Annotated in this window: 22 protein-coding genes and 2 pseudogenes; 7 read left to right on the top strand and 17 right to left on the bottom strand. The window is 72.7% G+C overall.

Annotated features, from left to right (window positions below; genetic code table 11):
• Positions 1-27: 27 nt before the first annotated feature.
• Complete coding sequence (gene pdxH, locus OHT61_RS18675; RefSeq protein ID WP_329039927.1) at positions 28-654, bottom strand: pyridoxamine 5'-phosphate oxidase; 627 nt, start codon at positions 652-654, stop codon at positions 28-30.
• Between the two features lie 257 nt (positions 655-911).
• On the opposite strand from pdxH, the gene OHT61_RS18670 reads away from it, so the two are divergent.
• A complete protein-coding gene (locus tag OHT61_RS18670; RefSeq protein WP_329039925.1) occupies positions 912-2,021 on the top strand; it encodes a citrate synthase 2 in 1,110 nt (369 codons plus the stop codon).
• An 80-nt stretch (positions 2,022-2,101) separates the two neighbouring features.
• Here the strand turns inward: OHT61_RS18670 and OHT61_RS18665 are convergent, their stop codons facing one another.
• From OHT61_RS18665 to OHT61_RS18640, 6 genes and pseudogenes are all read right to left on the bottom strand, one after another.
• On the bottom strand, positions 2,102-2,719 hold the full coding sequence (locus tag OHT61_RS18665) for a YdcF family protein (RefSeq protein ID WP_329039923.1): 618 nt from the start codon (positions 2,717-2,719) through the stop codon (positions 2,102-2,104).
• Between the two features lie 64 nt (positions 2,720-2,783).
• A pseudogene (locus tag OHT61_RS18660) lies at positions 2,784-2,927 on the bottom strand (TetR/AcrR family transcriptional regulator); the annotation flags it as partial.
• A 49-nt stretch (positions 2,928-2,976) separates the two neighbouring features.
• Positions 2,977-3,441, bottom strand: coding sequence for an Ig-like domain repeat protein (locus OHT61_RS18655; protein ID WP_329039921.1), 465 nt, complete (start codon positions 3,439-3,441; stop codon positions 2,977-2,979).
• Positions 3,442-3,669: 228 nt separating this feature from the next.
• Positions 3,670-4,674: an IPT/TIG domain-containing protein gene (locus tag OHT61_RS18650; RefSeq protein ID WP_329039919.1), complete on the bottom strand. Its 1,005-nt coding sequence runs from the start codon at positions 4,672-4,674 to the stop codon at positions 3,670-3,672.
• Between the two features lie 157 nt (positions 4,675-4,831).
• Positions 4,832-5,575 (bottom strand): IPT/TIG domain-containing protein, encoded by a 744-nt coding sequence (locus OHT61_RS18645; RefSeq protein WP_329039917.1) that lies wholly within the window; start codon positions 5,573-5,575, stop codon positions 4,832-4,834.
• Between the two features lie 361 nt (positions 5,576-5,936).
• Positions 5,937-6,236, bottom strand: coding sequence for a hypothetical protein (locus OHT61_RS18640; protein WP_329039915.1), 300 nt, complete (start codon positions 6,234-6,236; stop codon positions 5,937-5,939).
• A 177-nt stretch (positions 6,237-6,413) separates the two neighbouring features.
• On the opposite strand from OHT61_RS18640, the gene OHT61_RS18635 reads away from it, so the two are divergent.
• The 3 genes from OHT61_RS18635 to OHT61_RS18625 all read left to right on the top strand — a co-directional run bounded on the left by OHT61_RS18635 (position 6,414) and on the right by OHT61_RS18625 (position 8,813).
• Complete coding sequence (locus tag OHT61_RS18635) at positions 6,414-7,238, top strand: helix-turn-helix domain-containing protein (protein ID WP_329039913.1); 825 nt, start codon at positions 6,414-6,416, stop codon at positions 7,236-7,238.
• Positions 7,225-7,449 (top strand): DUF397 domain-containing protein, encoded by a 225-nt coding sequence (locus tag OHT61_RS18630; protein ID WP_329039911.1) that lies wholly within the window; start codon positions 7,225-7,227, stop codon positions 7,447-7,449. Before OHT61_RS18635 ends, OHT61_RS18630 begins: the two co-directional genes overlap by 14 nt.
• 422 nt (positions 7,450-7,871) lie before the next feature.
• Positions 7,872-8,813 carry a MarR family transcriptional regulator gene (locus OHT61_RS18625; protein ID WP_329039909.1) on the top strand — a complete coding sequence of 314 codons (942 nt, stop codon included), beginning with the start codon at positions 7,872-7,874 and terminating at the stop codon, positions 8,811-8,813.
• A 20-nt stretch (positions 8,814-8,833) separates the two neighbouring features.
• On the opposite strand, the gene OHT61_RS18620 is transcribed toward OHT61_RS18625, so the two are convergent.
• The 9 genes from OHT61_RS18620 to OHT61_RS18580 form a co-directional block, all read right to left on the bottom strand.
• Positions 8,834-9,436 carry a TetR/AcrR family transcriptional regulator gene (locus OHT61_RS18620; protein ID WP_329039908.1) on the bottom strand — a complete coding sequence of 201 codons (603 nt, stop codon included), beginning with the start codon at positions 9,434-9,436 and terminating at the stop codon, positions 8,834-8,836.
• On the bottom strand, positions 9,424-10,158 hold the full coding sequence (locus OHT61_RS18615; protein WP_329039905.1) for an enoyl-CoA hydratase family protein: 735 nt from the start codon (positions 10,156-10,158) through the stop codon (positions 9,424-9,426). Before OHT61_RS18615 ends, OHT61_RS18620 begins: the two co-directional genes overlap by 13 nt.
• Positions 10,155-11,732, bottom strand: a complete 1,578-nt coding sequence (locus OHT61_RS18610) for a 4-coumarate--CoA ligase family protein (RefSeq protein ID WP_329039903.1) — start codon at positions 11,730-11,732, stop codon at positions 10,155-10,157. The genes OHT61_RS18615 and OHT61_RS18610 overlap by 4 nt, the downstream gene beginning before the upstream one ends.
• 99 nt (positions 11,733-11,831) lie before the next feature.
• Positions 11,832-12,998: an acyl-CoA dehydrogenase family protein gene (locus tag OHT61_RS18605; RefSeq protein ID WP_329039901.1), complete on the bottom strand. Its 1,167-nt coding sequence runs from the start codon at positions 12,996-12,998 to the stop codon at positions 11,832-11,834.
• Positions 12,995-14,995: an ATP-binding protein gene (locus tag OHT61_RS18600; protein WP_329039898.1), complete on the bottom strand. Its 2,001-nt coding sequence runs from the start codon at positions 14,993-14,995 to the stop codon at positions 12,995-12,997. Before OHT61_RS18600 ends, OHT61_RS18605 begins: the two co-directional genes overlap by 4 nt.
• Before the next feature lie 8 nt (positions 14,996-15,003).
• The gene (locus OHT61_RS18595; protein WP_329039896.1) at positions 15,004-16,599 is read right to left on the bottom strand and encodes an acyl-CoA carboxylase subunit beta; all 1,596 of its coding nucleotides are present in this window, start codon (positions 16,597-16,599) and stop codon (positions 15,004-15,006) included.
• Entirely contained in the window at positions 16,596-18,299 is a 1,704-nt protein-coding gene (locus OHT61_RS18590) for an acyclic terpene utilization AtuA family protein (protein WP_329039894.1), read from the bottom strand. The genes OHT61_RS18595 and OHT61_RS18590 overlap by 4 nt, the downstream gene beginning before the upstream one ends.
• Positions 18,296-19,102 (bottom strand): TIGR03084 family metal-binding protein, encoded by an 807-nt coding sequence (locus tag OHT61_RS18585; protein ID WP_329039892.1) that lies wholly within the window; start codon positions 19,100-19,102, stop codon positions 18,296-18,298. Before OHT61_RS18585 ends, OHT61_RS18590 begins: the two co-directional genes overlap by 4 nt.
• A 149-nt stretch (positions 19,103-19,251) precedes the next feature.
• Complete coding sequence (locus OHT61_RS18580; protein WP_329039890.1) at positions 19,252-19,623, bottom strand: signal peptidase I; 372 nt, start codon at positions 19,621-19,623, stop codon at positions 19,252-19,254.
• Positions 19,624-19,753: 130 nt separating this feature from the next.
• Here OHT61_RS18580 and OHT61_RS32540 point away from each other — a divergent pair, with 130 nt between their 5' ends.
• Positions 19,754-19,942: a hypothetical protein gene (locus OHT61_RS32540; RefSeq protein ID WP_443049473.1), complete on the top strand. Its 189-nt coding sequence runs from the start codon at positions 19,754-19,756 to the stop codon at positions 19,940-19,942.
• A 290-nt stretch (positions 19,943-20,232) separates the two neighbouring features.
• On the opposite strand, the pseudogene OHT61_RS18570 reads toward OHT61_RS32540, so the two are convergent.
• Positions 20,233-21,171, bottom strand: a pseudogene (locus OHT61_RS18570) (EamA family transporter); the annotation flags it as partial.
• Between the two features lie 163 nt (positions 21,172-21,334).
• Here OHT61_RS18570 and OHT61_RS18565 point away from each other — a divergent pair.
• Both OHT61_RS18565 and OHT61_RS18560 read left to right on the top strand, forming a co-directional pair.
• Complete coding sequence (locus OHT61_RS18565) at positions 21,335-22,252, top strand: LysR family transcriptional regulator (protein WP_329039889.1); 918 nt, start codon at positions 21,335-21,337, stop codon at positions 22,250-22,252.
• A 100-nt stretch (positions 22,253-22,352) separates the two neighbouring features.
• On the top strand, positions 22,353-23,510 hold the full coding sequence (locus OHT61_RS18560) for a serine hydrolase domain-containing protein (RefSeq protein WP_329039888.1): 1,158 nt from the start codon (positions 22,353-22,355) through the stop codon (positions 23,508-23,510).
• Position 23,511: the final 1 nt, after the last annotated feature.

The raw sequence follows: 23,511 nt of genomic DNA, 5'->3' as shown, positions 1-23,511 counted from the left end.
AGCGGGCCCACGGACCGGGAGCGCAGCTCAGGGGCTGAGGCGCTCCACCCGCCATCCCGCGTCCTCACGCACGTACCGCAGCCGGTCGTGGAGCCGGTTCGTGTGGCCCTGCCAGAACTCGATCGAGTCCGGTACGACGCGGAAACCGCCCCACTGCGGCGGCGCCGGGACCTTCTCGCCCTCGGGGTAGCGCGCCGCCAGCTCGTCGTACCGCTCGACGAGCTCCTGACGGGAGCCGATCACCGACGACTGCTCGCTCGCCCAGGCGCCGAGCTGCGAGCCGTGCGGGCGGGTGCGGAAGTACGCGACGGTCTCCTCGCGGCCGACCCGGGCCGCGGTGCCGGTGACGACGACCTGGCGGGCCAGCGGGTGCCAGGGGAAGAGCAGCGATACGTACGGGTTCGCGGTCAGTTCGCGGCCCTTGCGGGACCCGTAGTTGGTGAAGAAGACGAAACCGCGGCCGTCGTACTGCTTCAGGAGCACCGTGCGGGAGGACGGCCTGCCGTCGGGGGCCGCGGTCGAGACGACCATCGCGTTCGGCTCGTGGAGCACACCGCCCCGGGCGACCTCGCCGAACCAGCGGGCGAACTGGTCCATGGGGTCGGCCGCGAGGTCCTTCTCGGTGAAGTCCTCGGAACGGTACTGCTCGCGCATCACGGCCGGATCGGTGGTGCAATCGGATGCAGAGGCGTGAGAGGAGGCGGAAGCGGAGGACGGAGTGGCATCAGCTGTGGGCACGGGGCCATCCTGCCGCAGCGGGCCGTTGTTCCCGGCGGACAGGGCGAGATCGCCGGAGGGCGGGCCGGGAGGCTGTGCCGGACGTCACCCTTCCCCGCGTCGTGGGTACCCGCCAGTATCGTGCACAGGCCTTCGTGGCCGTCATCCAGCCGCCGATCCGAGGGAGCCGCCCGATGTCCGACTTCGTACCCGGACTTGAAGGAGTCGTCGCGTTCGAGACGGAGATCGCCGAGCCCGACAAGGAGGGCGGCTCGCTCCGTTACCGCGGCGTCGACATCGAAGACCTCGTCGGACACGTCTCGTTCGGCAACGTCTGGGGTCTGCTGGTCGACGGGGCGTTCAACCCCGGCCTGCCGCCCGCCGAGCCGTTCCCGATCCCGGTGCACTCCGGCGACATCCGCGTCGACGTCCAGTCCGCGCTCGCCATGCTGGCCCCGGTGTGGGGTCTGAAACCGCTGCTGGACATCGACGAGCGGACCGCGCGCGACGACCTGGCGCGGGCCGCCGTGATGGCCCTGTCGTACGTGGCGCAGTCGGCCCGCGGCCAGGGCCTGCCGATGGTTCCGCAGAGCGAGATCGACAAGGCGGAGTCCGTGGTCGAACGGTTCATGATCCGCTGGCGCGGGGAGCCGGACCCGAAGCACGTGAAGGCCGTCGACGCCTACTGGACCTCGGCCGCCGAGCACGGCATGAACGCCTCGACCTTCACCGCCCGGGTCATCGCCTCCACGGGCGCGGACGTGTCGGCCGCGCTCTCCGGCGCGGTGGGCGCGATGTCCGGTCCGCTGCACGGCGGCGCCCCGTCCCGGGTCCTCGGCATGATCGAGGAGATCGAGCGGACCGGCGACGCCACGGCGTACGTGAAGCAGGCCCTGGACAAGGGCGAGCGTCTGATGGGCTTCGGCCACCGCGTCTACCGGGCCGAGGACCCGCGCGCCCGCGTGCTGCGGCGCACGGCGCGCGAGCTGGCCGCCCCGCGCTTCGAGGTGGCGGAGGCGCTGGAGAAGGCCGCCCTGGAGGAACTGCACGCCCGCCGCCCGGACCGGGTGCTGGCGACGAACGTGGAGTTCTGGGCGGCGATCGTCCTGGACTTCGCCGAGGTCCCGGCGCACATGTTCACGTCGATGTTCAGCTGCGCCCGCACCGCGGGCTGGTCGGCGCACATCCTGGAGCAGAAGCGCACGGGCCGCCTGGTACGCCCCTCGGCGACGTACGTCGGCCCGGGCACCCGCGACCCGCGCTCGATCCCGGGCTACGACCAGCTGGCGGACCTGGGGAACTGACGGGGGTCGTTCCACGAGGAGGGCGAGGCGCCACGGCACGCGCGCCTCGCCCTCCCTCCCTCCCTCCGGTGACCGGCACTTCACGGGCCCCGTCGCGGGGCCCGTGAGACCTTCCGCTCATCGGCGGTGAGACCGCGCAGTGTCCGAAGTCCGTACAGGGCCAGCAGCGGCTTGACGAGCATCCACTCGCCGGGCCGGTGGTCCTCGCCGCGCACCAGCCGCGCCGCGAGGTCGGGGCGCTGCCGCCGCAGATACGCGCGTGCCTTGAGCGCGTGGGCCGGCTGAGAGACGATCTTGATGCGGTCGACGTCCTCGACCATGGGGATCACGTTCGTGATGTTCTCCCACGTCGTCCTGCTCCGGTCCTCGATGAGCACCGTGCCGTCGAACCCGAGCACCGACGTCGCGTAGTCGGCCATCAGCCGGGCCTCCGCGGCGTCGCTGCCGACCGCGCCCCCGCTGAAGATCAGTCGGGCCTTCCGCGCACCGTCACGTGTGAGGGAACGGACGCCCGCACGGACGCGCCAGCGGTTGATCACGTTCGCCGTCGTCTGCGGATTCCGGTACCCCAGGACCACCACTGCCTCGGACTCGCCCTCGCTGTTCCCCACGAGAGCGCGGGACCAGCGCCGGTTCAGCCACTCGCCCCAGACCAGGGCCGCGATCCCGGCCGCCGCGAGTCCCGTCCTCCGCCGCATGCGGCGACTCTAGGGCACTTCGGTGCCGGGCCGTCATGGATCGGCCGCGCCCGCCCGGCGGGATGCGTGACCGGCCCCCGCTCGCCCCAGGGTCTCGTCCAGTGGAGCCCGCCCAGCCGTGTTCGGCGAGACAGGCGACCGCGGCTTCGAGCAGCCGTTGGCGGGTGGCGCGGCTGCGGTCCTGCTTGGGGGACTTCGCGGCGGGGGCACCACGGCACGTGGCGTCCCCCGCCCCTTCGGCGCCCGGTGGGCCGGGCTCACTTGTGGATGCGCGTCACGTTCCGGCTGTTGACGTTGACCTCGTTGTGGACGTCACCGACCTGGAAGCCGATCAGCCCGCACAGCAGGCAGCCCGGGTTGCCCGACGGGGGAGACGGCGCCTGTGACACGGTGACGGTGGTGGTGCCGTTGGAAGCGTCGCAACTGTCGTCGCCGTTGTAGGCGGCGGTGATGGTGTGTGTGCCGGTGGTCGTGAAACCGGTGGTCAGTGTCGAGTGTCCGTCGGCGGAGACGGGCGCCGTCGCCAGGAGGTCCGGACCGTCGAAGAACGACACGCCGAGGCCGCCGCTCGGGTCGGAGCCGCAGGTCACCGTCGCGTCGAGGGTCACCAGCTGCCCGGTCGCCGCCGAGGAGGGCGTGGCCTGGACCGTGGTCGACGACGGATCGGCGGCCGCGGCCGAGGGAGCGAGGGACAGCACCGTGGCCGCCGCCACGGCGATCACGACTCCGACTTTGCGCGCAAGACACGATTTCACTGAGAGTGCCTCCCCGGTCTGATCGTCGGGCGGGGGTTCGCCCGACGTTTCGGACCGTGACCCTAGGTCACTTCCGACGGCTCGGGCGGGAGGCGCGGGTACCGGCGGACCCACCCGAGTCACCGGCTCCCCCGAATGGACCGGAGCGGGCCGGCGGCGGGGGCCGGCGAGGCCGGTTGGGCCGGGTGCAGAAGGCTAGATCGAGGGAGGCGCGACGCGCTGGTAGGCGAGCGAGTTGCTGGTGCCCCCGGATGTCGTCACGCTCACCGGCACCGGACCCGCCAAACCCGCCGGCGCGATCGCGACCGCGGTCGTGTCCGACACCACGGTGAAGGCCGCCGGTGCGCTGCCGAACCGGACCGCGAATGCCGTGCTCAGCCCGGTGCCCGTCAAGGTCACCGAGGTGCCGGCATCCGTCGGCCCCTGCGCGGGAGAGAGCACGGTGAGTGTGGGCGCCGCCAGATAGGTGTAGATCACGGAGTTGCTGGTGCCGCCGGGACCGGTGACGGTACACGCGACGGAGCCGGTGCCGGGCGGGGTGACGGCGGTGATCCGGGTGGCCGAGTCGACGGTGTAGGAGGTCGCTGGGGTGCTGCCGAAGGTCACGGCGGTGGCCCCCGTCAGGCCCGCACCGGTGAGGACCACGCCGGTACCGCCTGACGTCGGGCCCGCGGCGGGTGAGACGGAAAGCAGCGAGGGCGCGTTGACGTAGGAGAAGAACACCGGCCCCGAGGTGCCGCCGAGGGTGGTCGCGGTGACCGCCACCGTGCCGGTGCCCGCCGGGGTGACGGCGGTGATCTGGGTGGCCGAGTTGACGGTGTAGGAGGTCGCTGGGGTGCTGCCGAAGGTCACGGCGGTGGCCCCCGTCAGGCCCGTACCCGTGAGGACCACGCCGGTACCGCCTGACGTCGGGCCCTGGTTCGGCGCGATCGCGCTGAGAGAGGGCGTGGGCGCGTAGGTGTAGGCGATCGTGTTGCTGAGCCCGGCCGGTGTGCGCACGGTGACGTTCACCGTGCCGCTTCCGGGCGGGACGGTCGCCGTGATCGTCGACGGGGTGCTGACCGTGTACGACAGGGCGGCCGCGGATCCGAACATGACGGCGATGGCGCCCGTGAACTGGCTTCCGTTGAGGGTCACGGGATTGGTGCCCGCTGCCGGACCCGTGTTGGGTGCGACCGAGGTGAGGACGGGAGGGGCCACGGTGACTCCAGGGGGTGTAATCGGCCTGACTGGGCCGCGGGCTGGGGCACGGAAGCGATGAGGGCGGGCGTACGCGGGCTCCCACCGCTTCCGCTGGGCACGGGCCGGTGGACCGGGAGGACACCGAGCCGTGCGGGGCTGTGCCTGCGAGCCGCCGTCAGATGCCGGGGCCGGACACATAGGTGAAGCCTGCGACGGCCGTGGCACTGCCACCGTCGGTGGTCACGACGACATCGACGGAGCCCACGGTGCCGGGCGGTGCGACAGCCACCAGCGTGGCGCTGTTCAGCACCGCGAAGGACGCGGTGGCGCCGTCGAAGGTGACAGCCGTGGTCGATGCCAGCCCGGTGCCGGTGACGGTCACCGAGGTGCCGCCGGACGCCGGTCCGGAGGCGGGTGTGAGCGAGCTCTGTGTCGGCGCGTCGGCATAGGCGTAGGTGAGCGGAGCGGTCGTGCCACCCGTGGTGGTGACGGTGACGGCGACGGAGCCGCTGGAGCTGCCGGCCGGAACGACCACCGACAGCCGGCTGTCCGAGACGACCGTCGGGGTCGCGCTGTTGGAGCCGAAGGACACGGTGGCGGCAGTGGAGAGGCCGTAGCCGTCGACGGTGACCGTGTTGCCGCCTGCGGTGGGACCGGAATCCGGGCTGATGGACACCGCGATCGGCGGGCTGATGTAGAAGAAGGCGAGCGAGTTGCTGGTCCCTCCCGCGGTCGTCACGCTGACATCGACGACGCCGCAGCCCGCGGGGGTGATGACGGTGATCGAGGTCGGGGTGTTCGCGGTGATCGTGGCCGTCCGGGACCCGAAGTGGACGGCGGTGGCACCGGACAGATTCACGCCGGTGATGGTGATGGTCGTTCCACCGCCGGTGGAGCCTTGGTTGGGGCTGATGGGCATGACGGTTTCCTCTCACTCGGACGCCTACTCCGAGCGGCGACCGGGTGTTCGGATGCGCGGACGTCCCGAACCGGCCCAGGCCGACGCGTTCGGCCGACGGCAGATGTGATCCGTGAAGGCCCGTTCGGACGCGATGAGTCAGCCCGGGAGCGCGACTTCCCGCAGGGCCTCGACGGGCCGTCGCCCGTGGGGGCGGATACCTGAATTGACCCATCGGAGTGAGCTCCCACCAAGCGAATTGACGCGGTATCAACCCTTTGGCGGAGCGCTTCGGGCGTGCAGCGGCGCATGCCGGTGGTACACGGGACACCTGCCGACCGCTGAAGGGGCGGCCGGCCCCGAACCACCGGTCACGACACGGCTATTGATCCTTCACAGTGGCATCCAGCCGTCGGCCCCGGCTCTCGGCCACGCGCCGCACGTCGTGCAGCGACTCGGCCAGACGGCAGGCGAGATAGTGCACCTGGGCACTCGTCGACCGCCGGTCGGCGAGCATGTCCGCCGCGTGGCCGAGCAGTTCGTCGGCCATGGACAGCTGTGCGCCCTCGACCCGGTCGGCCATCCGGGACACCTTGCCCGCCCCGTCCCCGAGGAGATAGCAGGGATCGCCGCTCGCCGTCGTCCACGGGAGCAACCGCGCACTTCCGGCACTCGCCCTCACGCCGCAGCACCCCGTCCGTGCGTGGGTGCCTGATACGGGCGCTTGCTCATGTCTGCCTGCTTTCCTCGGGCGCGGCTACGCTCCGTCCTCAACTCTTCACAGCGTGGGGCCGCTCGTCGATACGCTTCCAGGTGTTCGCACCTGACAGCGCGCCTGTCATCCCGGGGAGTTGGTCGCATGGCGTCGCATCACAGGCCACGTACGGCACGAACGAAGTACGGCGAGGAGCTGCGGCTCAGGCGCACCTCGGCAGGCCTGACCCAGGAGGCGCTGAGCGAGCAGATCGTGTGCTCGCCGACGCTCATCAGCCACTTCGAGGCGGGCCGCCGCCTGCCGAATCCGGACGACGCCCAGCGGATCGACCGGGCGCTGGACACGGACGGCTTCTTCGCGCGGTGGCTGGAGGATCTGGACACCAAGTTCGTCGACCACTTCGCGGCGGTGGCGGAACTGGAACGACAGGCCACGGAGATCCGGCAGTTCGGCCTCGCTCTCGTGCCCGGCCTCCTGCAGACGGAGGACTACGCACGTGCGCTCTTCCGCGCCTACCGGCCGAACCACCGACGCGAAGAACTTGACGAGGACGTCGTCATTCGAACGGAGCGCGGCCGAGTGCTCGACGGCCCGTTGAACCCCGTCGTGTGGACGCTGCTCGACGAGGCAGTTCTGCAGCGCCGCATCGGAGGGCCGGCCGTGATGGCGGAGCAACTGCGTAGCATCGCGAGGCTTGCCGACGCCGGACGCATCAGGCTTCACATCGTCCCGTTCGAGGTGGGCGCACACGCCCTGCTCCAGAGCCTGGTCACCCTGCTGAACTTCGCCGACTCCGCACCCGTGGCCTACGTCGAGGGCTTCAAGACCGGGCACTTGATGGACGACCCGGCACTGGTGAGTGCCAGTCACACGGCCTACGCTCTTTCGCTGAGCGACGCGTTGTCGCAGGACGAATCACTGGCCCTGGTCCGGGCTGCAGCGGAGGAACACGATCATGGTCAGCAGTGAACGCGCTGTCGCCGACGCATCCGTCCTCGACGGCTGGTTCAAGTCGACACACAGCGGGGGCGACCAAGGCGAATGCCTCGAAGTCGCCCGCGGCCACGACGCCGTCCCCGTCCGGGACAGCAAGGTCGCCCACGGTCCGGCCATGGTGATGTCCGTGGCGAGCTGGTCGGCCTTCGTCGAAGCCGTCAGGTCCGGCTCCTTCGGAGCGTGACTGCTCCGTCCGCTCGCCCCCGATGCCCGGATCTCGCGTCCCGCGTCCCGAGCCCCGGGAACGGCCGGTTCACTCTTGAGGGTGTACGAGATCGAGGCCCCGCCCGAAGCTCGGGCTTCGGGATGCGAGGGACGGGACTCGGGCGCCGGGGTTCGAGCGCCTTCTTGTAACCGGTAGGGAAAAGAAGGGTTTTGGGAAACCTCCCCCACCACCCTTCCCCGTCACGGCCAGCAAGTATGACTAATCGTGACCAGCTTGCGGCGAAGCGTCACGACTGCTTACGGTGCGACCAAACGAACGACCCCGACGCGGTGTTAGCAGCACCGGCCGGGGTCTCACCGCACGATCGAAAAGGCGATCCCGTGGCTACCCAGCACATTAGTCCTGCCCTCAGCACCCCCGCACTCTCCCGCCCGTACCCGATGGCCAATCCCGGTTACGGCAAGCGGTCCATGCCCGACCAGTCCCCCGCGTGCGCCGACGACTTCACCCTCCTGCCGCCGCGTGAGCGCTGCATCGCCGGGTTCATCGACCACCTTCCCGACGGCGCGTCCATGGACGTGAAGAGCCTTGCCAAGCAGTTGCCGCTCTACGGCCAGCAGGCGGTCGGTTCGGCCCTGCGGACCCTGTCCGTCGCCGGGTATCTGCGTCGCGTGCGCTGCCTGGTCGGTGAGGGCGACCAGGTCCGATGGGTCTTCCGCACGTTCTGGTCCCGTACCGCGCGCGACAACGAGTGGTGGAGCTCCCGCCTCGCCCCGGAGCGACGAGAGGCGGCGCCGTCCTCCGCCGTACAGCCGCCGCCGTCCTGCACACCCTCGGAGGACCCGGCCCCGGCGGCCGAAGCGCCCGTATCGCCTGTCGTGCCGCAGCAGCGGGCCCCGGAGCCCGCACCCGTTGCGGACGGCATCCCCTCGCCCGCCTATCTGGCCCTGGCGCAGCTCGGTCGTACCGATCCGCGCCTGGCCCTGTCGGCCGCCGACTGCGCGGTCCTGGAGGCGCGGGCCGCCGAGTGGCTGGCCAGGGGCGTGACCGTCGACTACCTGACGCACGCCCTCACCTCGGGGCTGCCCGCTCGGGTCGGGTCGCCCGTCGGGCTGGTCCGCCGCCGTCTCGTCGACAAGATCCCGCCGTACGTCCCCGAGGCGGCAGTACCTCCCGCCCCCGGCGAGACCGTCCGCCGCGCGATGATGGAGTGCACCAAGTGCGGTGTGCCCGGCCGTCCCGAGGCCCTTCCCGACGGGCTCTGCGGGCCCTGCGGCCGCCCCGACGCGTCGCAGCACGTCGGCTCTCCCGCCGGTTCGCTCGGCGAATCCGACGTCCGCGCCCGCGCGGGCCACGTCCGGGAACTGCTCAGGTCCCGCTGAGCGCGCCCCGTGCGCCCCGCTCAGCCCAGGGTCTCGTCCAGCAGCCGCGCCCATTGCGCGACGACCCTCTCCCGCCGTGCCCGGTCGTCCGTGAGCACGTTGGCGAGGCCCAGGCCGCGGGCCATGTCGAGGAGGCCCTGGACCGTCTCGCGGACGCCGGGGCTCTCCTCGTCGGCGCCGAGGAGTTCGACGGCGATGCGGTGGGTCTCGCGGCCCACCCGCGCCTCCAGTTCGGTGACGCGGGGGCGGAGCTGGTCCTCGTTGGAGGCCGCGACCCAGAGCTGGAGCGCCGCGCGGAAGAGCGGGCCCGTGTAGAGGTCGACCAGCGCGGCGACCACCGCCGTGCGGCCCTGGACGGGGAGGGCGCGCAGGGCGGCGGAGCGTTCCTCGGCGACGTATTCGACGGCGCCCGTGAACAGGTCCTCGCGGGTCGGGAAGTGGTGCTGCGCCGCGCCCCGGGACACCCCGGCGCGTTCCGCGACCACGGAGACCGTGGAGCCCGCCCAGCCGTGTTCGGCGAGGCAGGCGACCGCGGCTTCGAGCAGCCGTTGACGGGTGGCGCGGCTGCGGTCCTGCTTGGGGGACTTCGCGGCGGGGGGTCTGGGGGGTGTCACAGCACCCATGAGGGATCCCGTCGTTCCAGGAAGGCCGTCATCCCCTCCCGCGCGTCGTCGGAGGCGAAGAGCGCGGCCGAGCGGGCGATGAGGTCTTCGGCGTGGCTGTCGAAACTCCTCAGCACACTAGCCGTGACCAGCTCCTTCGAGGCCGCCAGCCCCTGCGGCGAGGCTCTGCGGAGCCCGTCCAGTACCGGTACGAGCGCCTTGTCCACATCCTCTCCGGCGATGCTCACGAGGCCGATGCGCACGGCCTCCGCCGCGTCGAACCGCTCCCCGGTGAGGTAGTAGCGGGAGGCGGCCCGCGGGTCGAGGCGTGGCAGCAGGGGCAGGGAGATCACGGCGGGGGCGAGGCCCAGCCGTGACTCGGTGAGGGCGAAGGTCGCGTCCGGTCCCGCCGCCGAGATGTCGCAGGCGCCGAGGAGCCCGAGTCCGCCGGCCCTCACGTGGCCGGTGACCCGGGCCACGACGGGTTTGGGCAGCGCCACGATCGCGCGCATCAGCCCGACGAACGCGGCCGGTTCGGGGGGTGCGGTCAGGTCGGCGCCCGCGCAGAACGTGTTGCCGGTGTGTGTGAGGACGACGGCCCGGACCGAGTCGTCGTCCGCGCATGCCGCCAGCGCCTCGGACAGTTCGCCGACCAGGCGCGCGGAGAGCGCGTTGCGGTTGGCCGGCGAGTCGAGGGTGAGCGTGGTGACGCCACGGTCGTGGGCCACGGGTGCCAGGGTCATCGCTGCTTCTCCCGGTCGCGCAGCTCGCGCCGCAGGATCTTGCCGGACACCGCGCGGGGCACGGCCTCGATGAACTCCACCTGTCTGACCTTCTTGTACGGGGAGACCCGTTCGGCGACGTACGCGATGACGTCGTCCTCGGTGAGTCCTCCCGCCACGGGCTGCCGGACCAGGAAGGCCTTGGGGACCTCGTTGCCCTCGGCGTCGTACACCCCGATGACGGCGGCGTCGGCGATCCCGGCGTGGGACAGCAGGAGGGCTTCGAGGTCGGCGGGCGCGACCTGGTAGCCCTTGTACTTGATGAGTTCCTTCACCCGGTCGACGACGTACAGCCAGCCGTTCGCGTCGACCCGGCCGACGTCCCCGGTGTGCAGCCAGCCCTCGGCGTCGATCATGGCGTCGGTGGCGTCGGGGCGGCCGAGGTAGCCCTTCATCACCTGGGGTCCGCGGATCAGGATCTCGCCGTCGCTGCCGGAGCCCACGTCGGTGCCGGGGTCGGTGAGGGAGACGATCCTCATCTCCGTGCCGGGCAGCAGCTTTCCGACGGCTCCGGGCGGCGGGTTCTCCTCGTCGAGCGGCACGACGTGGGTGCCGGGGGAGAGTTCCGTCATGCCGTACGCCTGCCGCACGGCGGGCAGCCCGAGCCGCGCCGAGCAGGCCGCCGCGAGTTCGGCGTCCAGCGGGGCGGCGGCGCTGACGATGTACTCCAGCGACGACAGGTCGTAGTCGCCCACCAGCGGGTGTTTCGCGAGGGCCAGCACGATGGGCGGTGCGACGTACAGGCCGGTGATCCGCTGGTCCTGGATCGTCTCCAGGAACTGCGCGAGGTCGAAGCGGGGCAGGACGACGACCGTGGCGCCGTAGCGCAGCGGCCCGTTCATGAGGGCGGTCAGCCCGTAGATGTGGAAGAAGGGGAGCACGGCCAGGATGCGGTCGCGCTGCCCGAGGGGGACGAAGGGCCGCAGCTGCTCCAGGTTGGTGGCGATGGAGCGGTGCGTGAGCATGACGCCCTTGGGGGTGCCGGTGGTCCCGGAGGAGTACGGGAGCACGGCGATGTCGTGTGCCGGGTCGAACGCCACGTCGGGTTCGGGTGCCGTGGAGCCGAGCATCTCCAGGACCGACGTGTGCCCCTCGGCCTGGTCGCAGACGTAGATCTGCTCGATGCCCCCGGCGATCTCGGCCGCACGGCGGGCGACGTCCAGGAGCGGGGAGACGGTGACGATCCAGCGCGCGGCGGAGTCCTGGAGCTGCTTGGCGAACTCCTCGGGTGTGGCCAGCGGGTGGATCGTGGTGACGGTGGCGCCGGCCCGGGTCGCCCCGTAGAAGACGGGTGGGTAGGCGATCGTGTTGGGGCTGTGCAGGGCGAGCACGTCGCCCTTGCGCAGCCCGGCCGCGGCGAGGTACGCCGCGATGCGCCGGTGGAAGGTGTCGAGCTGGGCGTACGTCACGCTCATGCCGTTGGTGCCGTCGATCAGGGCGGGCGTGTCACCGAAGTCCGCGGCGTTCCCGAGGACTGCTTCGTGGATGGGTCTTTCGAGGGGCTGGACGTCTGCGTACTCGCTGTGGAACACCATGGCGGTCCCCTTCGACGCGGGTGGAGAGCCAGAATCGCCCCTGCGGGGGCGGATGGGGAGACCCGGGAGCGACCGGAATCGGCGCTGCGGCCTGAGGCCTCAGTACGACTTCGGCAGGCCCAGGGTCTGGTGGGAGACGTAGTTGAGGATCATTTCCCGGCTGACGGGGGCGATACGGGAGACACGCGCGGCGGTGATCAGGGAGGCGAGGCCGTACTCGCGGGTCAGGCCGTTGCCGCCGAGGGTGTGGACGGCCTGGTCGACGGCCCTGACGCAGGCCTCGGCGGCGGCGTACTTCGCCATGTTGGCGGCCTCGCCCGCGCCGATGTCGTCGCCGTCGTCGACGAGTCTCGCGGCCTTCTGCATCATGAGCCGGGCGAGTTCCAGCTCGATGTGCGCCTGGGCGAGCGGGTGGGCGATGGCCTGGTGGGCGCCGATGGGCACGCCCTTCCAGACGGTGCGGGTCTTCGCGTAGTCCACGGCGCGTTCGAGGGCGTAACGCCCCATGCCGATGGCGAAGGCGGCGCCCATGATGCGCTCCGGGTTCAGCCCGGCGAAGAGCTGGAGCAGCCCGGTGTCCGCCTCCTCGCCGACGAGCGCGTCGGCGGGCAGCCGCACCTCGTCGAGGACCAGCTCGAACTGCTTCTCGGCCGCCTGGAGTTCCATGTCGATCCGGGTGCGCGTGAAGCCGGGTGTGTCCCGGGGGACGATGAAGAGGCAGGGCTTGAGCTTTCCGGACCTGGCGTCCTCGGTGCGTCCGACGACGAGCGTCGCGTCGGAGATGTCGACGCCGGATATGAAGACCTTCCGGCCGCTGAGGACCCACTCCCCACCGTCGCGGCGGGCGGTGGTGGTGATGCGGTGGGAGTTGGAGCCCGCGTCGGGCTCGGTGATGCCGAAGGACATGGTCAGGCTGCCGTCGGAGAGCCCGGGCAGCCAGGTGCGCTTCTGGGCCTCGGTGCCGAAGCGGGCGATGACGGTGCCGCAGATCGCCGGGGAGACGACCAGCATCAGCAGCGGGCTGCCGGCCGCGCCCAGCTCCTCCAGGACGATGGAGAGTTCGGCCATGCCGCCACCCCCGCCGCCGTACTCCTCGGGGAGGTTGACGCCGAGGTAGCCGAGCTTGCCCGCCTCGTCCCACAGTTCGCGGGGGTGCTCGCCCTTGCGGGCGAGGGCGGTGGTGTAGTCGCGGCCGAACCGTCTGCCGAGGGCGGCGACGGCGGCGCGGAGGTCCTTGTGCTCCTGGGTTTCGAGGACGGTGCTCATGGGGTCGTCTCCTCCTGGTGCGCGGATGCGTGCACGGGTGCCTGCTCGGGTGCGGGCACGGCCGCGTCCTGTACGACGGCGAGCAGGGCACCGACCTCGACCTGGAGGCCGGGGGCGGCGTGGAGCGCGGTGAGGGTGCCGGAGGCCGGCGCGAGGATGCGGTGCTCCATCTTCATCGCCTCCAGCCAGATCAGCGGCTGCCCGGCTTCGACGGACGCGCCGGGGGCGAGCCCGTCGGCGAGCCGGACGACGGTGCCGGGCATGGGGGCGAGCAGGGAGCCGGGTTCGGTGCGTTCGGCGGGGTCGGTGAAGCGGGGCAGGGCGGTGAAGGCGTACGCGCCGGACGCCGTGTCCACGTAGGTGCGGGCGCCGTGCGTGGTGACCGTGAAGCGCCTGGTCACGCCGCCGGTTTCGAGGACCACGAGGTCAGGCCGGACGGTGATGGTCCGCTCCCCCGACTCGGGCAGCGGGGTGCCGTCGCGGCCGGTGCGGTAGGCGATCTCGTATGCGGTGCCGTCGGGCTCGGCGACATAGCGCCTGGTCTGCGGCGCGGAGGCGAGGTTGCGCCAGGCCCCGAAGCGGGCGGGGCCCGCCGCGTCCCGTCCGGCCCTGGCGCCCGTCGCCGCTGCGAGGGCGGCGGCCGTGGCGGCGAGGTGCCGGTCCGCCGGGTCGCCGGGGGTGGTGAGTCCGGCGAGGTGCCGGTCGTAGAAGCCGGTGTCGAGGCGCCCGGCGGTGAAGTCCGGGTGGCGCAGGGAGCGCACGAGCAGGTCCCGGTTGGTGACGGGGCCGTGGACGCGGGCGCGTTCGAGGGTGCGGGCCAGGAGGCGGACGGCCTCGGCGCGGGTGGGGGCGTGGGCGATGACCTTGGCGAGCATGGGGTCGTAGTGGACCCCGATGGTGTCGCCGCCTGTGTACCCGGTGTCGAGGCGGATACCGGGTGCGCCGGGCACGTCGAGCGCGAGCAGTGCTCCGGTCTGCGGCTGCCAGTCACGGGCCGGGTCCTCGGCGTAGAGCCGGGCCTCGACGGCGTGCCCGGACGGCTCGGGGGGCGCCTCGGCGGGAAGGGGCTCGCCCTCCGCGACGCGCAGTTGCAGGGCGACGAGGTCGAGGCCGAACACGGCTTCCGTGACGGGGTGTTCGACCTGGAGCCGGGTGTTCATCTCCAGGAAGTACGCGCGGCCGTCGGCCGACACGAGGAACTCGACGGTCCCCGCGCCCCGGTAGCCGACCGCCTGCGCCGCGGCGACCGCGGCGTCGTGCAGCCGTCCGCGCAGCGCCTCGCCGAGTCCGGGCGCGGGGGCCTCCTCGATGACCTTCTGGTGGCGGCGCTGGAGGGAGCAGTCGCGCGTGCCGAGCGCCCACACGGTGCCCTGCCCGTCCGCCATGACCTGGACCTCGACGTGCCGGCCGCCCTCGACGTACGGCTCGGCGAAGACCTCGCCGTCCCCGAAGGCACCGGCAGCTTCGGCCGAGGCTGCGGTCAGCTCCGCGGGCAGAGAGTCCAGTTCGCGCACGACCCGCATCCCGCGCCCGCCGCCGCCCGCTGCCGCCTTCAGCAGCAGGGGCAGGTCGGCCGCGGTGGCGGCGTCCGGGTCGACGGGGGCCAGAAGAGGCACGCCGGCGGCGGCCATCAGCTCCTTGGCGCGGGTCTTGGAGGCCATCAGCTCGATGGCCTTCGGCGGGGGCCCCACCCAGAGGAGGCCCGCGTCCTGGACGGCCCGGGCGAAGCCCGCGTTCTCCGAGAGGAAGCCGTACCCCGGGTGCACGGCGTCGGCCCCGGCGGCCAGCGCGGCGGCGACGACGAGGTCGCCGCGCAGATAGGTGTCGCCGGGCGCGGCCCCCGGCAGGCGTACGGCGGTGTCGGCCTCCCGGACGTGCAGGGCCCCCGCGTCGGCGTCCGAATACACGGCGACGGTCGCGATGCCCAGCTCACGGCAGGTGCGGAAGATCCGGCAGGCGATCTCGCCCCGGTTGGCGACAAGCAGTGCGGTGATCATCCGATTCCTCACATCCGGAAGACGCCGAAGCCGCGGGCGCCTTCGACCGGGGCCGTATGGATCGCGGACAGGCACATCCCGAGGACGGTCCTGGTGTCGCGCGGGTCGATGACCCCGTCGTCGTAGAGCCGTCCCGAGAGGAACATCGGCAGGGACTCCGACTCGATCTGCTGCTCGACCATGGCGCGCAGCCCGGCGTCGGCCTCGTCGTCGTAGGGCAGGCCCCTCGCGGCGGAGGAGGCGCGGGCGACGATCGAGAGGACGCCGGCGAGCTGCTGCGGGCCCATGACGGCGGACTTGCTGCTGGGCCAGGCGAAGAGGAAGCGGGGGTCGTAGGCGCGTCCGCACATGCCGTAGTGCCCGGCCCCGTAGGAGGCGCCCATCAGCACGGAGAGGTGCGGGACCCGGGAGTTCGACACCGCGTTGATCATCATCGCGCCATGCTTGATGATGCCGCCCTGCTCGTACTCCTTGCCGACCATGTAGCCGGTGGTGTTGTGGAGGAACAGCAGCGGGATGTCGCGCTGGTTGGCCAGCTGGATGAACTGCGCGGCCTTCTGCGACTCCTCGCTGAACAGCACGCCCTGGGCGTTGGCGAGGATGCCGACGGGATAGCCGTGCAGCCGGGCCCAGCCGGTGACCAGGCTGGTGCCGTACAGCGGCTTGAAGGCGTCGAAGTCCGATCCGTCGACGAGCCGGGCGATGACCTCGCGGGGGTCGAAGGGGGTCTTCAGGTCTCCGGGGACGATCCCGATCAGCTCGTCCTCGTCGTACTTCGGCGGCTCGGCGGGTTCCGGATCGGCGTGCGCCTTGCGCCAGTTGAACCGCGCGACGATCTGCCGGGCCTGGCGCAGCGCGTCGTGCTCGTCGACGGCGAAGTGGTCGGCGAGTCCGGAGGTGCGGGCGTGCATCCCGGCGCCGCCGAGCGACTCGTCGTCGCTCTCCTCACCGGTGGCCATCTTCACGAGGGGCGGGCCGCCCAGGAAGACCTTGGACTGTTCCTTGATCATCACGGTGTGGTCGGACATGCCGGGGACGTACGCGCCGCCCGCGGTGGAGTTCCCGAACACGACGGCCACGGTCGGGATTCCGGCGGCGGACAGCCGGGTGAGGTCGCGGAACAGGGCGCCGCCCGGGATGAAGATCTCCTTCTGGGACGGCAGGTCGGCGCCGCCGGACTCCACCAGGGAGATGCAGGGCAGCCGGTTGGCGAAGGCGATCTCGTTGGCGCGCAGGGCCTTCTTCAGCGTCCACGGGTTGGAGGCGCCGCCCCGCACGGTCGGGTCGTTGGCGGTGATCAGGCACTCCACGCCGGAGACGATCCCGATGCCGGTGACGAGCGAGGCACCCACTGCGTAATCGCTGCCCCAGGCCGCCAGCGGTGACAGTTCCAGAAAGGGCGTGTCCGGGTCGACCAGCAGCTCGATCCGCTCCCGGGCGAGGAGCTTGCCGCGCCCCCGGTGACGCGCCACGTACTTCTCGCCGCCGCCCGCGAGGGCCTTGGCGTGCTCGGCGTCGAGTTCGGCGAGCTTGGCGAGCATGGCCGCGCGGTGCGACGCGTATTCGGGCCCCGCGGTGTCCAGTGCGGTGGGCAGGACGGTCATGCGTCCACCTCCGGTTCGTCCGTCAGCTGCACGGGTACGTCGACGGAGCGGGAGCGCAGCCACTCCCCCACCGCTTTGGCCTGCGGATCGAAGCGGGCCTGCGCGGCGACCCCTTCACCGAGGAGTCCGCGGACGACGAAGTTGAGGGACCGCAGGCCGGGCAGGACGTGCCGCTCCACGGTGAGCCCGGCGGTCTCCGGCAGCAGCTCCTTGAACCGCTCCACGGTCAGTTCGTGCGCCAGCCACCGCCACGCCTCGTCCGTGCGGACCCACACGCCCACGTTGGCGTCCCCGCCCTTGTCGCCGCTGCGGGCACCGGCGACGCGTCCGAGGGGCACGGTGCGGGTGGGCCCGGCGGGCAGCGGCTCCGGCAGCGCGGGCTCCGGCACACCGGCGAGCTCCCGGTACGGCCCGGTGGCCGGGACGTCCTGCCGCGTCCCGTCGGGCAGCACCGCCACATGGGCGACGTCCCCGGCCGGTACGTACGCGGCTTCGAACACGCCGTACGGCGCGCCCTTCCCGGGCGGGGCGGTCACGTGGAAGCCCGGATAGCTGCCGAGCGCCAGCTCGACGGCGGCCCCGGACACCGCGCGGCCGACGGCCTCCGCGTCCGGGTCGCGCACGACGAGCCGGAGCAGGGCGCTCGCGGTCTCCTCAGTGCTGGCGTCGGCCCGGTCCGTGCGGGCGAGCTCCCACCGCACCTCGGCGGGCTTCGTGCCCGCACGGTCCAGGGCGTCGGCGAACTGCTCCCGCACGAGGCGGGACTTGGCCTCGATGTCGAGACCGGTCAGCACGAACACGACCTCGTTGCGCCACCCGCCGAGCCGGTTGAGCCCGACCTTCAGCGTGGGGGGCGGGGCCTCGCCGCGCACTCCGCTGATCCGCACCCGGTCGGGCCCGTCCTGCGCCAGGCGCACGGTGTCGAGGCGGGCGGTGACGTCGGGTCCTGCGTAGCGGGCGCCGCCGGTCTCGTAGAGCAGTTGCGCGGTGACCGTTCCGACGTCGACGACGCCGCCCGTGCCGTCGTGCTTGGTGATGACGCTGCTTCCGTCCTCGTGGATCTCCGCGAGGGGGAAGCCGGGCCGGCGGACGTCGTGCTGCCGGAAGAAGGCGTAGTTCCCGCCGGTGGCCTGGGTCCCACACTCCAGGACGTGGCCGGCGACGACGGCCCCGGCGAGCGCGTCGTGGTCGCCGGGTCCCCAGCCGAAGTGGGCGGCGGCGGGGCCGGCCACGAGTGCGGCGTCGGTGACGCGGCCGGTGACGACGATGTCGGCACCCGCCCGCAGGCACGCGGCGATGCCCCCGCCGCCGAGGTAGGCGTTGGCGGTGAGGTGGCCGTCCGGCACGGGGCGGCTGTCGCCCTCGACGTGCGCCACCCGCACCGGCACACCGGTCCGGACGGCCACCTCGCGTACGGCGTCGGCGAGTCCGGCGGGGTGGAGGCCGCCCGCGTTGGTGACGATCTTCACCCCGCGCTCGTGGGCGAGCCCGAGGTTCTCCTCCAGCTGCCGCAGGAACGTCGTGGCGTATCCGCGCTTCGGGTCCTTGAGGCGGCTGCGGCCCAGGATCAGCATGGTGAGTTCGGCGAGGTAGTCCCCGGTCAGGACGTCCAGCGGGCCGCCGGTGAGCATCTCGCGCACCGCGTCGAAGCGGTCGCCGTAGAAGCCGGAGGCGTTGCCGACGCGCAGGGGGCGCGTCACCGGTCCGCCTTCGGGGGCCGTCCGGCTCCGGGAGGCCCGGCGAAGGCCTGCGCGATGTCCAGCCACCGGTCGGCGTCCGGGCCCGTCGCCTCGACGGCGAGGTCGTCGCGGTGGGCGCGCCGGGTGACGAGGAGGCAGAAGTCGAGGAGCGGACCGGTGACGCGCTGGGCGGCGTCCTCGGGTCCGTGGACCACCGACTCGCCGTCCTCACCGTGGAGTTCGATCCGGAACGGCTCGCCGGGGGGCTGCAGACCCCGTACGAAGTAGGCGTAGTCGCGGGCCCGTACGCCGATCCTGGCGACGTGCCGCAGGCGTCCGGTCGGCTTCCGCGTCACACCGAGCGCGTCGGCGACGTCCTGGCCGTGCGCCCAGGTCTCCATGAGCCGTGCGGTCCCCATCGAGGTGACGCTCATCGGCGGTCCGTACCAGGGGAGTTTCGTCCCGGCCGGGGCGGCGCGCAGGGCTTCCTGGAGTCGCGCCCGGCCCTCCCGCCACTCCACCAGGAGCGCTTCGGGCGCCAGTGCGGTCACCGCTTCCGCGGCGGCCTCGTCGACGAACGTGTCGGGGGCGGCGAGCGCCCTCTCGACCTCCGCGGCGAAGGCGCCGGGCTCGGTGGCCGCGGTCAGGGCCACCTCGTCCGTCCAGGTGAGGTGGGCGATCTGGTGGGCGACGGTCCACCCCTCGGCCGGTGTCGGCGAGGCCCATTCCTGTGCGCTCAACCCCGCTACCAGCAGGTCGAGTTCGTCGCCCTCCTGCCGCAGGTCGTCGAGCACGGCGGCGGTCACGGCCGATGCGTCGGGCACGGTGCGCTCCCCTCGGGGCGTGGCGGTGTGCCCCGGAGCATGCCAGCGCCCCGGAAAACAAGCAAGCGTGCTTGCATGATTTTTCGCGACGCCCCGCGGTGCGTCCCGCCGGCGCCGCCCCGGGGTGCCGCGGGCATCCGGAAGCGTGATCAGTCGAGCGGGACGGCCCGGTGGCCGGGCACGGAGGGCCAGCGGACGGTCAGCACGACGGAGTCCTCCTCCGCGCACCAGGAGTGGTCGACGCCCGGGCCCCACACGGCGTAGTCGCCCTGGCGCTCCAGCAGCACGTCACGCCGGGGGAAGCGCAGGCGGAACCGGCCGCTGATCAGGACGAGCAGGGCGGTGCGCTCCTCGCCGCGCACCCATCGCGCACGTTCCTCACCCGGGGAATGGACACCCCACTTGATCTCCAGGGCCTCGCTGTGGCGCGGGTCGGACGGGTCCTTGAAGTGGCCCAGCAGCCAGCCGTGGTCCAGCGCCGCGTCCGCTGCCGCGCGGCCCACGTACACGCCGTCGATCATGGGAGCGAACGTAACAGGCGGCCGGCGGCTCCCCGGCGTTCCACCGTCACCGAGCTCGACGACCTGGTGCACCGGGACCTCGGCTTCCCGGCCGCCACGCAGGTCGTGGAGGCGCTCACCTCACGGATGGGTGGACGGGCAGTACCGGCCGGCCGACCTGAAGCCCGCCGGCCTGAGCGCGGCGCACGAGGTGCGCCGCGGCTGCGAAGGGCTCCGGCTGGACCTCGCGGACGTGGTGGGCGTCGTCCTCGCGGACCGGCGCAGGACCGACCGCATCTTCACCCCCGACCAGCGGGACTTCGGGCTGTCACACCCCTGACGCCCGGCCTCACCGCGTTCAGGATCCTGCCCGTCGACGGCTGAGCCGCGCACCCGGCCCTACTCCACGCGCTCGCCCTCGGCCTGCGAGGGTTCGGTACGGGGGACGTCGGGGTGCGTCTCGGGGGCCTTGCCGCGCACGGCCGGCTCCTCGCGTTCACCCTCGGCCTGCGAGGGGGTGTGCGAGTACAGCCCCTCGTACCCGTCGGTTTCCTTGGCGGATCCCATGCGCGGGCCTCCTTCCTCGGCTCCCCTCCATCGTGCCCCGCGCGCCCGTTCCCGGCGCGGCGACGCGGTGCGGGCCGTCTGGCTGCGCACGGCGCCCATGCTCGCCCCGATGACCAGCGCGATGGCCAGGGCGTCGGTCGTGGAGAGCGCCTGGTGCAGGACCAGGAAGCCCGCCGTGGCCGCGATGGCCGGTTCCAGGCTCATCAGGATGGCGAAGGTCGGCGCGGGCAGCCGGCGCAACGCCATGAGTTCGAGGGTGTACGGGAGGACCGAGCTCAGCAGGGCCACCGCCGCACCGAGCCCCAGGGTGCTGGGGACCAGGAGCTTCGAGCCGGCCTCCATGATGCCGAGGGGCAGCGAGAGGACCGCCGCCACGACCATGGCCAGCGCCAGGCCGTCCGCCTGCGGGAAGCGCCTGCCGGTGCGGGCGCTGAAGATGATGTAGGCCGCCCACATGGCACCCGCGCCCAGGGCGTACGCCGCTCCGGCCGGGTCGAGCCGGTCGAAGCCCCCGCCACTGAGCAGGACCACGCCGCAGAGGGCCAGGCCCGCCCAGACGACGTTGACCAGGCGGCGGGACGCGACGACGGACAGCGCGAGCGGCCCCAGCACCTCCAGGGTGACGGCGGCGCCCAGCGGGATGCGGTCGGCGGCCTGGTAGAAGAGCGTGTTCATCGCACCCATCGCGATGCCGAACGCCACGACGGTGCCCCAGTCGGCGCGCGAGTGCCCCCGCAGCTTCGGCCGGCACACGACGAGCAGGACGAGCGCGGCCGCGGTGAGACGCAGGGTGACGACACCGAGCGCCCCCGCCCTCGGCATCAGCAGGACGGCCACGGCCGCACCGAACTGGACGGAGAGCCCGCCCGCCACCACCAGCGCGACCGGGCCCAGTGAGCGCCGTCCGCCGGGAGCACCCCGGCCGGGCTCGTCGAGCGCGGACACGGCCTCGGGCAGGGCGACGGCCGCGGCCGAGTCCGCTGCAGCGCGCGGGTCGTTCACCGGGAAACCTCTCCTTCAGTGCCACAGTCCAGAACATCAGTGCAATGCAATGCACTACGGAGTTTAGAGTACGGCACCACGAGAGGCCCGGACCCGCTCCCACGGTAGAGACCCGCGCGCCTCCCGTGAAATGCCGATTGTGCTCCCGTTATGCTCCGAAGGCATGAGCACTGGACAGGGCGCCGGGACCAGCGGGCGCGGAATCGAGATCCGGCATCTGCGCGCCTTCCTCGCCATCGCGGAGGAGGGCAGCGTGACCCGCGCTGCCGCCGCGCTCCGGGTCACCCAGCCCGTCGTCTCGCGCACCCTGGCCGCCCTGGAGCGGCACGTGGGGGTACGGCTCGTCGACCGGTCCACCCACCACCTCGCCCTGACCCCCGAGGGCGCCGCCTTCCGCGACAAGGCCGCCCACGCGGTCGCCGCGTTCGACGAGGCACTCGCCCCGGGACGGCTGCACCACCGCCCGCTGCGGCTCGGGCACGCCTGGTCGGCCTTCGGCCCGTACACCACACCGCTGCTGCGCACCTGGCAGGAACGCCATCCCGGCACCCCGCTGGAACTCCTGCGGATCGACGACCGCACGGCAGGCCTCACGCGTGGCGAGGTGGACGCGGCACTGCTGCGCGGGCCGGTGGACACGCCGGGGCTCGTCACCGAGGTGCTGTTCACGGAGGAGCGGGTGGCGGCCGTCGCCGCGGACGGGCCGCTCGCGGCCCGCGCCTCCCTGGCGCTGGCCGATCTGGCGGACGGCGCCGTCGTCCTGAACACCGTCTCCGGGGCGACCACGCTCGGCCTGTGGCCGCCGCGGGTCCGGCCCGCGGCCACCGTGACGGTCGCCAACACCGACGACTGGCTGACCGCCATCGCGGCCGGACGCGGCAGCGGGGTGTCGGGGGCGTCCACCGTCGGGATGCACCCGCACGCCGGAGTCGCCTACGTGCCGCTCGACGACGCCCCGCCCCTGCCCGTGCTGCTCGCCCGCCGGGACGGCCCCGGCCATCCCGCGCTGCCCCGTCTGGCGGCGCTCGCACGGGAGATCGTCGGGGACGGGCACCGGCCACCCCCTACCACCGCCCGTTAGCGGGAATGCCGCGCGTGAGTACGGGAGTTGGGGGAGGTGTACCGATCGGGCCGGTCACGCACCGGGCCGTTCGCCGATCATTCCAGGGGGAGTCAGCGTCATGACAGGAACGAACGGGACCATCACCGTGCACGGCACGGTCGCACCCGGTTTCGAGGGCGTGCGGGAGGAGTTCGCCGCCGTACTGGCCGACGACCACACCGAACCCGGCAGTCAGCTCGCCGTGTACCGCCACGGGCGCCTCGCGGTGGACCTGTGGGCCGGGGAGGGTGTCGCCGGGGACTCGCTGCCCGCCGTCTACTCCTCCACCAAGGGCGCCGCCCACCTCGTGGTCGCCCTGCTCATCCAGGACGGGGTCATCGACCCGGACCGCACGGTGGCCTCCTACTGGCCCGAGTTCGCCGCGGAGGGCAAGGGCGGGCTGACGGTACGTGAACTGCTGGCGCACCGCGCCGGCCTGATCTGGGCGGACGGCGGGTTCACCGTCGACGAGCTCGCCGACGACCGGGTCATCGCACGGCGGCTGGCGGGCGCGCGGCCCCGCTGGACGCCGGGAGCGGAGTACGGCTACCACGCCCTGGTGATCGGCGCCCTCACCGGCGAGGTGGTCCGCCGGGTCACCGGGAGGTCGATCCAGGAGATCTTCGAGGAGCGGGTGCGCGCGCCCTACGGCCTCGATCTCCACCTGGGCCTGCCCGAGGAACTCGAACCCCGCTACGTGGACATCCGCCCGGGCGTCCCCGCCCCCGGCCAGGCCGTCGAGGCCGAGCCCCTGGACCCGGCGAGCCCGAGGGCCCTCGCGTTCGGCTTCGCGCAGGACCCTCCGCTCGACATGGTCGCCTTCGTCAACACCCGGGTGGTGCGCGCGCTCGGCCCCACGTCGGTCGGCGGGGTCGGCTCGGCGCGTGGCCTCGCGGGGATGTACGCGGCGGCGATCTCCGAGGTCGACGGGAGGCCGCCCCTGCTCCGGCCGGACACGCTCGCCGAGGTGGGGCGGGTGCACTGGAAGGGAACGGACCTGGTCACCGGTGCGGTCGACAACTTCGCGCAGGGCTTCGAGGCGGTGGGAACGCTCTACCCGGCCCTGGGCGACGGCGCCTTCGGCCACGCGGGCGCCGCGGGATCGCAGGCGTACGCCGACCCCGCTCACGGTGTGGCCTACGGCTACACCCGCCGCCGCTTCGCCCTTCCGGGCGGCGCCGCACCGGAGAACGAGCGCCTCTCAGCGGCCGTGAGCAGGGCCGTCGCGGAGATGTGAG

Source organism: Streptomyces sp. NBC_00178 (assembly GCF_036206005.1).
GTDB lineage: Bacteria > Actinomycetota > Actinomycetes > Streptomycetales > Streptomycetaceae > Streptomyces.
Note: the sequence above shows the minus strand (reverse complement) of the source record. Positions and strands in the feature narration are given on the sequence as shown.

Bases quoted from the DNA above. Each gene is read 5' to 3' on its own strand.
- OHT61_RS18665 (WP_329039923.1), bottom strand. From the start codon at position 2,719: ATGCGGCGGAGGACGGGACTCGCGGCGGCCGGGATCGCGGCCCTGGTC.
- OHT61_RS18620 (WP_329039908.1), bottom strand. From the start codon at position 9,436: ATGGGTGCTGTGACACCCCCCAGACCCCCCGCCGCGAAGTCCCCCAAG.
- pdxH (WP_329039927.1), bottom strand. From the start codon at position 654: ATGCGCGAGCAGTACCGTTCCGAGGACTTCACCGAGAAGGACCTCGCG.
- OHT61_RS18635 (WP_329039913.1), top strand. From the start codon at position 6,414: ATGGCGTCGCATCACAGGCCACGTACGGCACGAACGAAGTACGGCGAG.
- OHT61_RS18670 (WP_329039925.1), top strand. From the start codon at position 912: ATGTCCGACTTCGTACCCGGACTTGAAGGAGTCGTCGCGTTCGAGACG.
- OHT61_RS18580 (WP_329039890.1), bottom strand. From the start codon at position 19,623: ATGATCGACGGCGTGTACGTGGGCCGCGCGGCAGCGGACGCGGCGCTG.
- OHT61_RS18595 (WP_329039896.1), bottom strand. From the start codon at position 16,599: ATGACCGTCCTGCCCACCGCACTGGACACCGCGGGGCCCGAATACGCG.
- OHT61_RS18630 (WP_329039911.1), top strand. From the start codon at position 7,225: ATGGTCAGCAGTGAACGCGCTGTCGCCGACGCATCCGTCCTCGACGGC.
- OHT61_RS18615 (WP_329039905.1), bottom strand. From the start codon at position 10,158: ATGACCCTGGCACCCGTGGCCCACGACCGTGGCGTCACCACGCTCACC.
- OHT61_RS18565 (WP_329039889.1), top strand. From the start codon at position 21,335: ATGAGCACTGGACAGGGCGCCGGGACCAGCGGGCGCGGAATCGAGATC.
- OHT61_RS18560 (WP_329039888.1), top strand. From the start codon at position 22,353: ATGACAGGAACGAACGGGACCATCACCGTGCACGGCACGGTCGCACCC.
- OHT61_RS18610 (WP_329039903.1), bottom strand. From the start codon at position 11,732: ATGGTGTTCCACAGCGAGTACGCAGACGTCCAGCCCCTCGAAAGACCC.
- OHT61_RS18605 (WP_329039901.1), bottom strand. From the start codon at position 12,998: ATGAGCACCGTCCTCGAAACCCAGGAGCACAAGGACCTCCGCGCCGCC.
- OHT61_RS18645 (WP_329039917.1), bottom strand. From the start codon at position 5,575: ATGCCCATCAGCCCCAACCAAGGCTCCACCGGCGGTGGAACGACCATC.
- OHT61_RS18600 (WP_329039898.1), bottom strand. From the start codon at position 14,995: ATGATCACCGCACTGCTTGTCGCCAACCGGGGCGAGATCGCCTGCCGG.
- OHT61_RS18625 (WP_329039909.1), top strand. From the start codon at position 7,872: ATGGCCAATCCCGGTTACGGCAAGCGGTCCATGCCCGACCAGTCCCCC.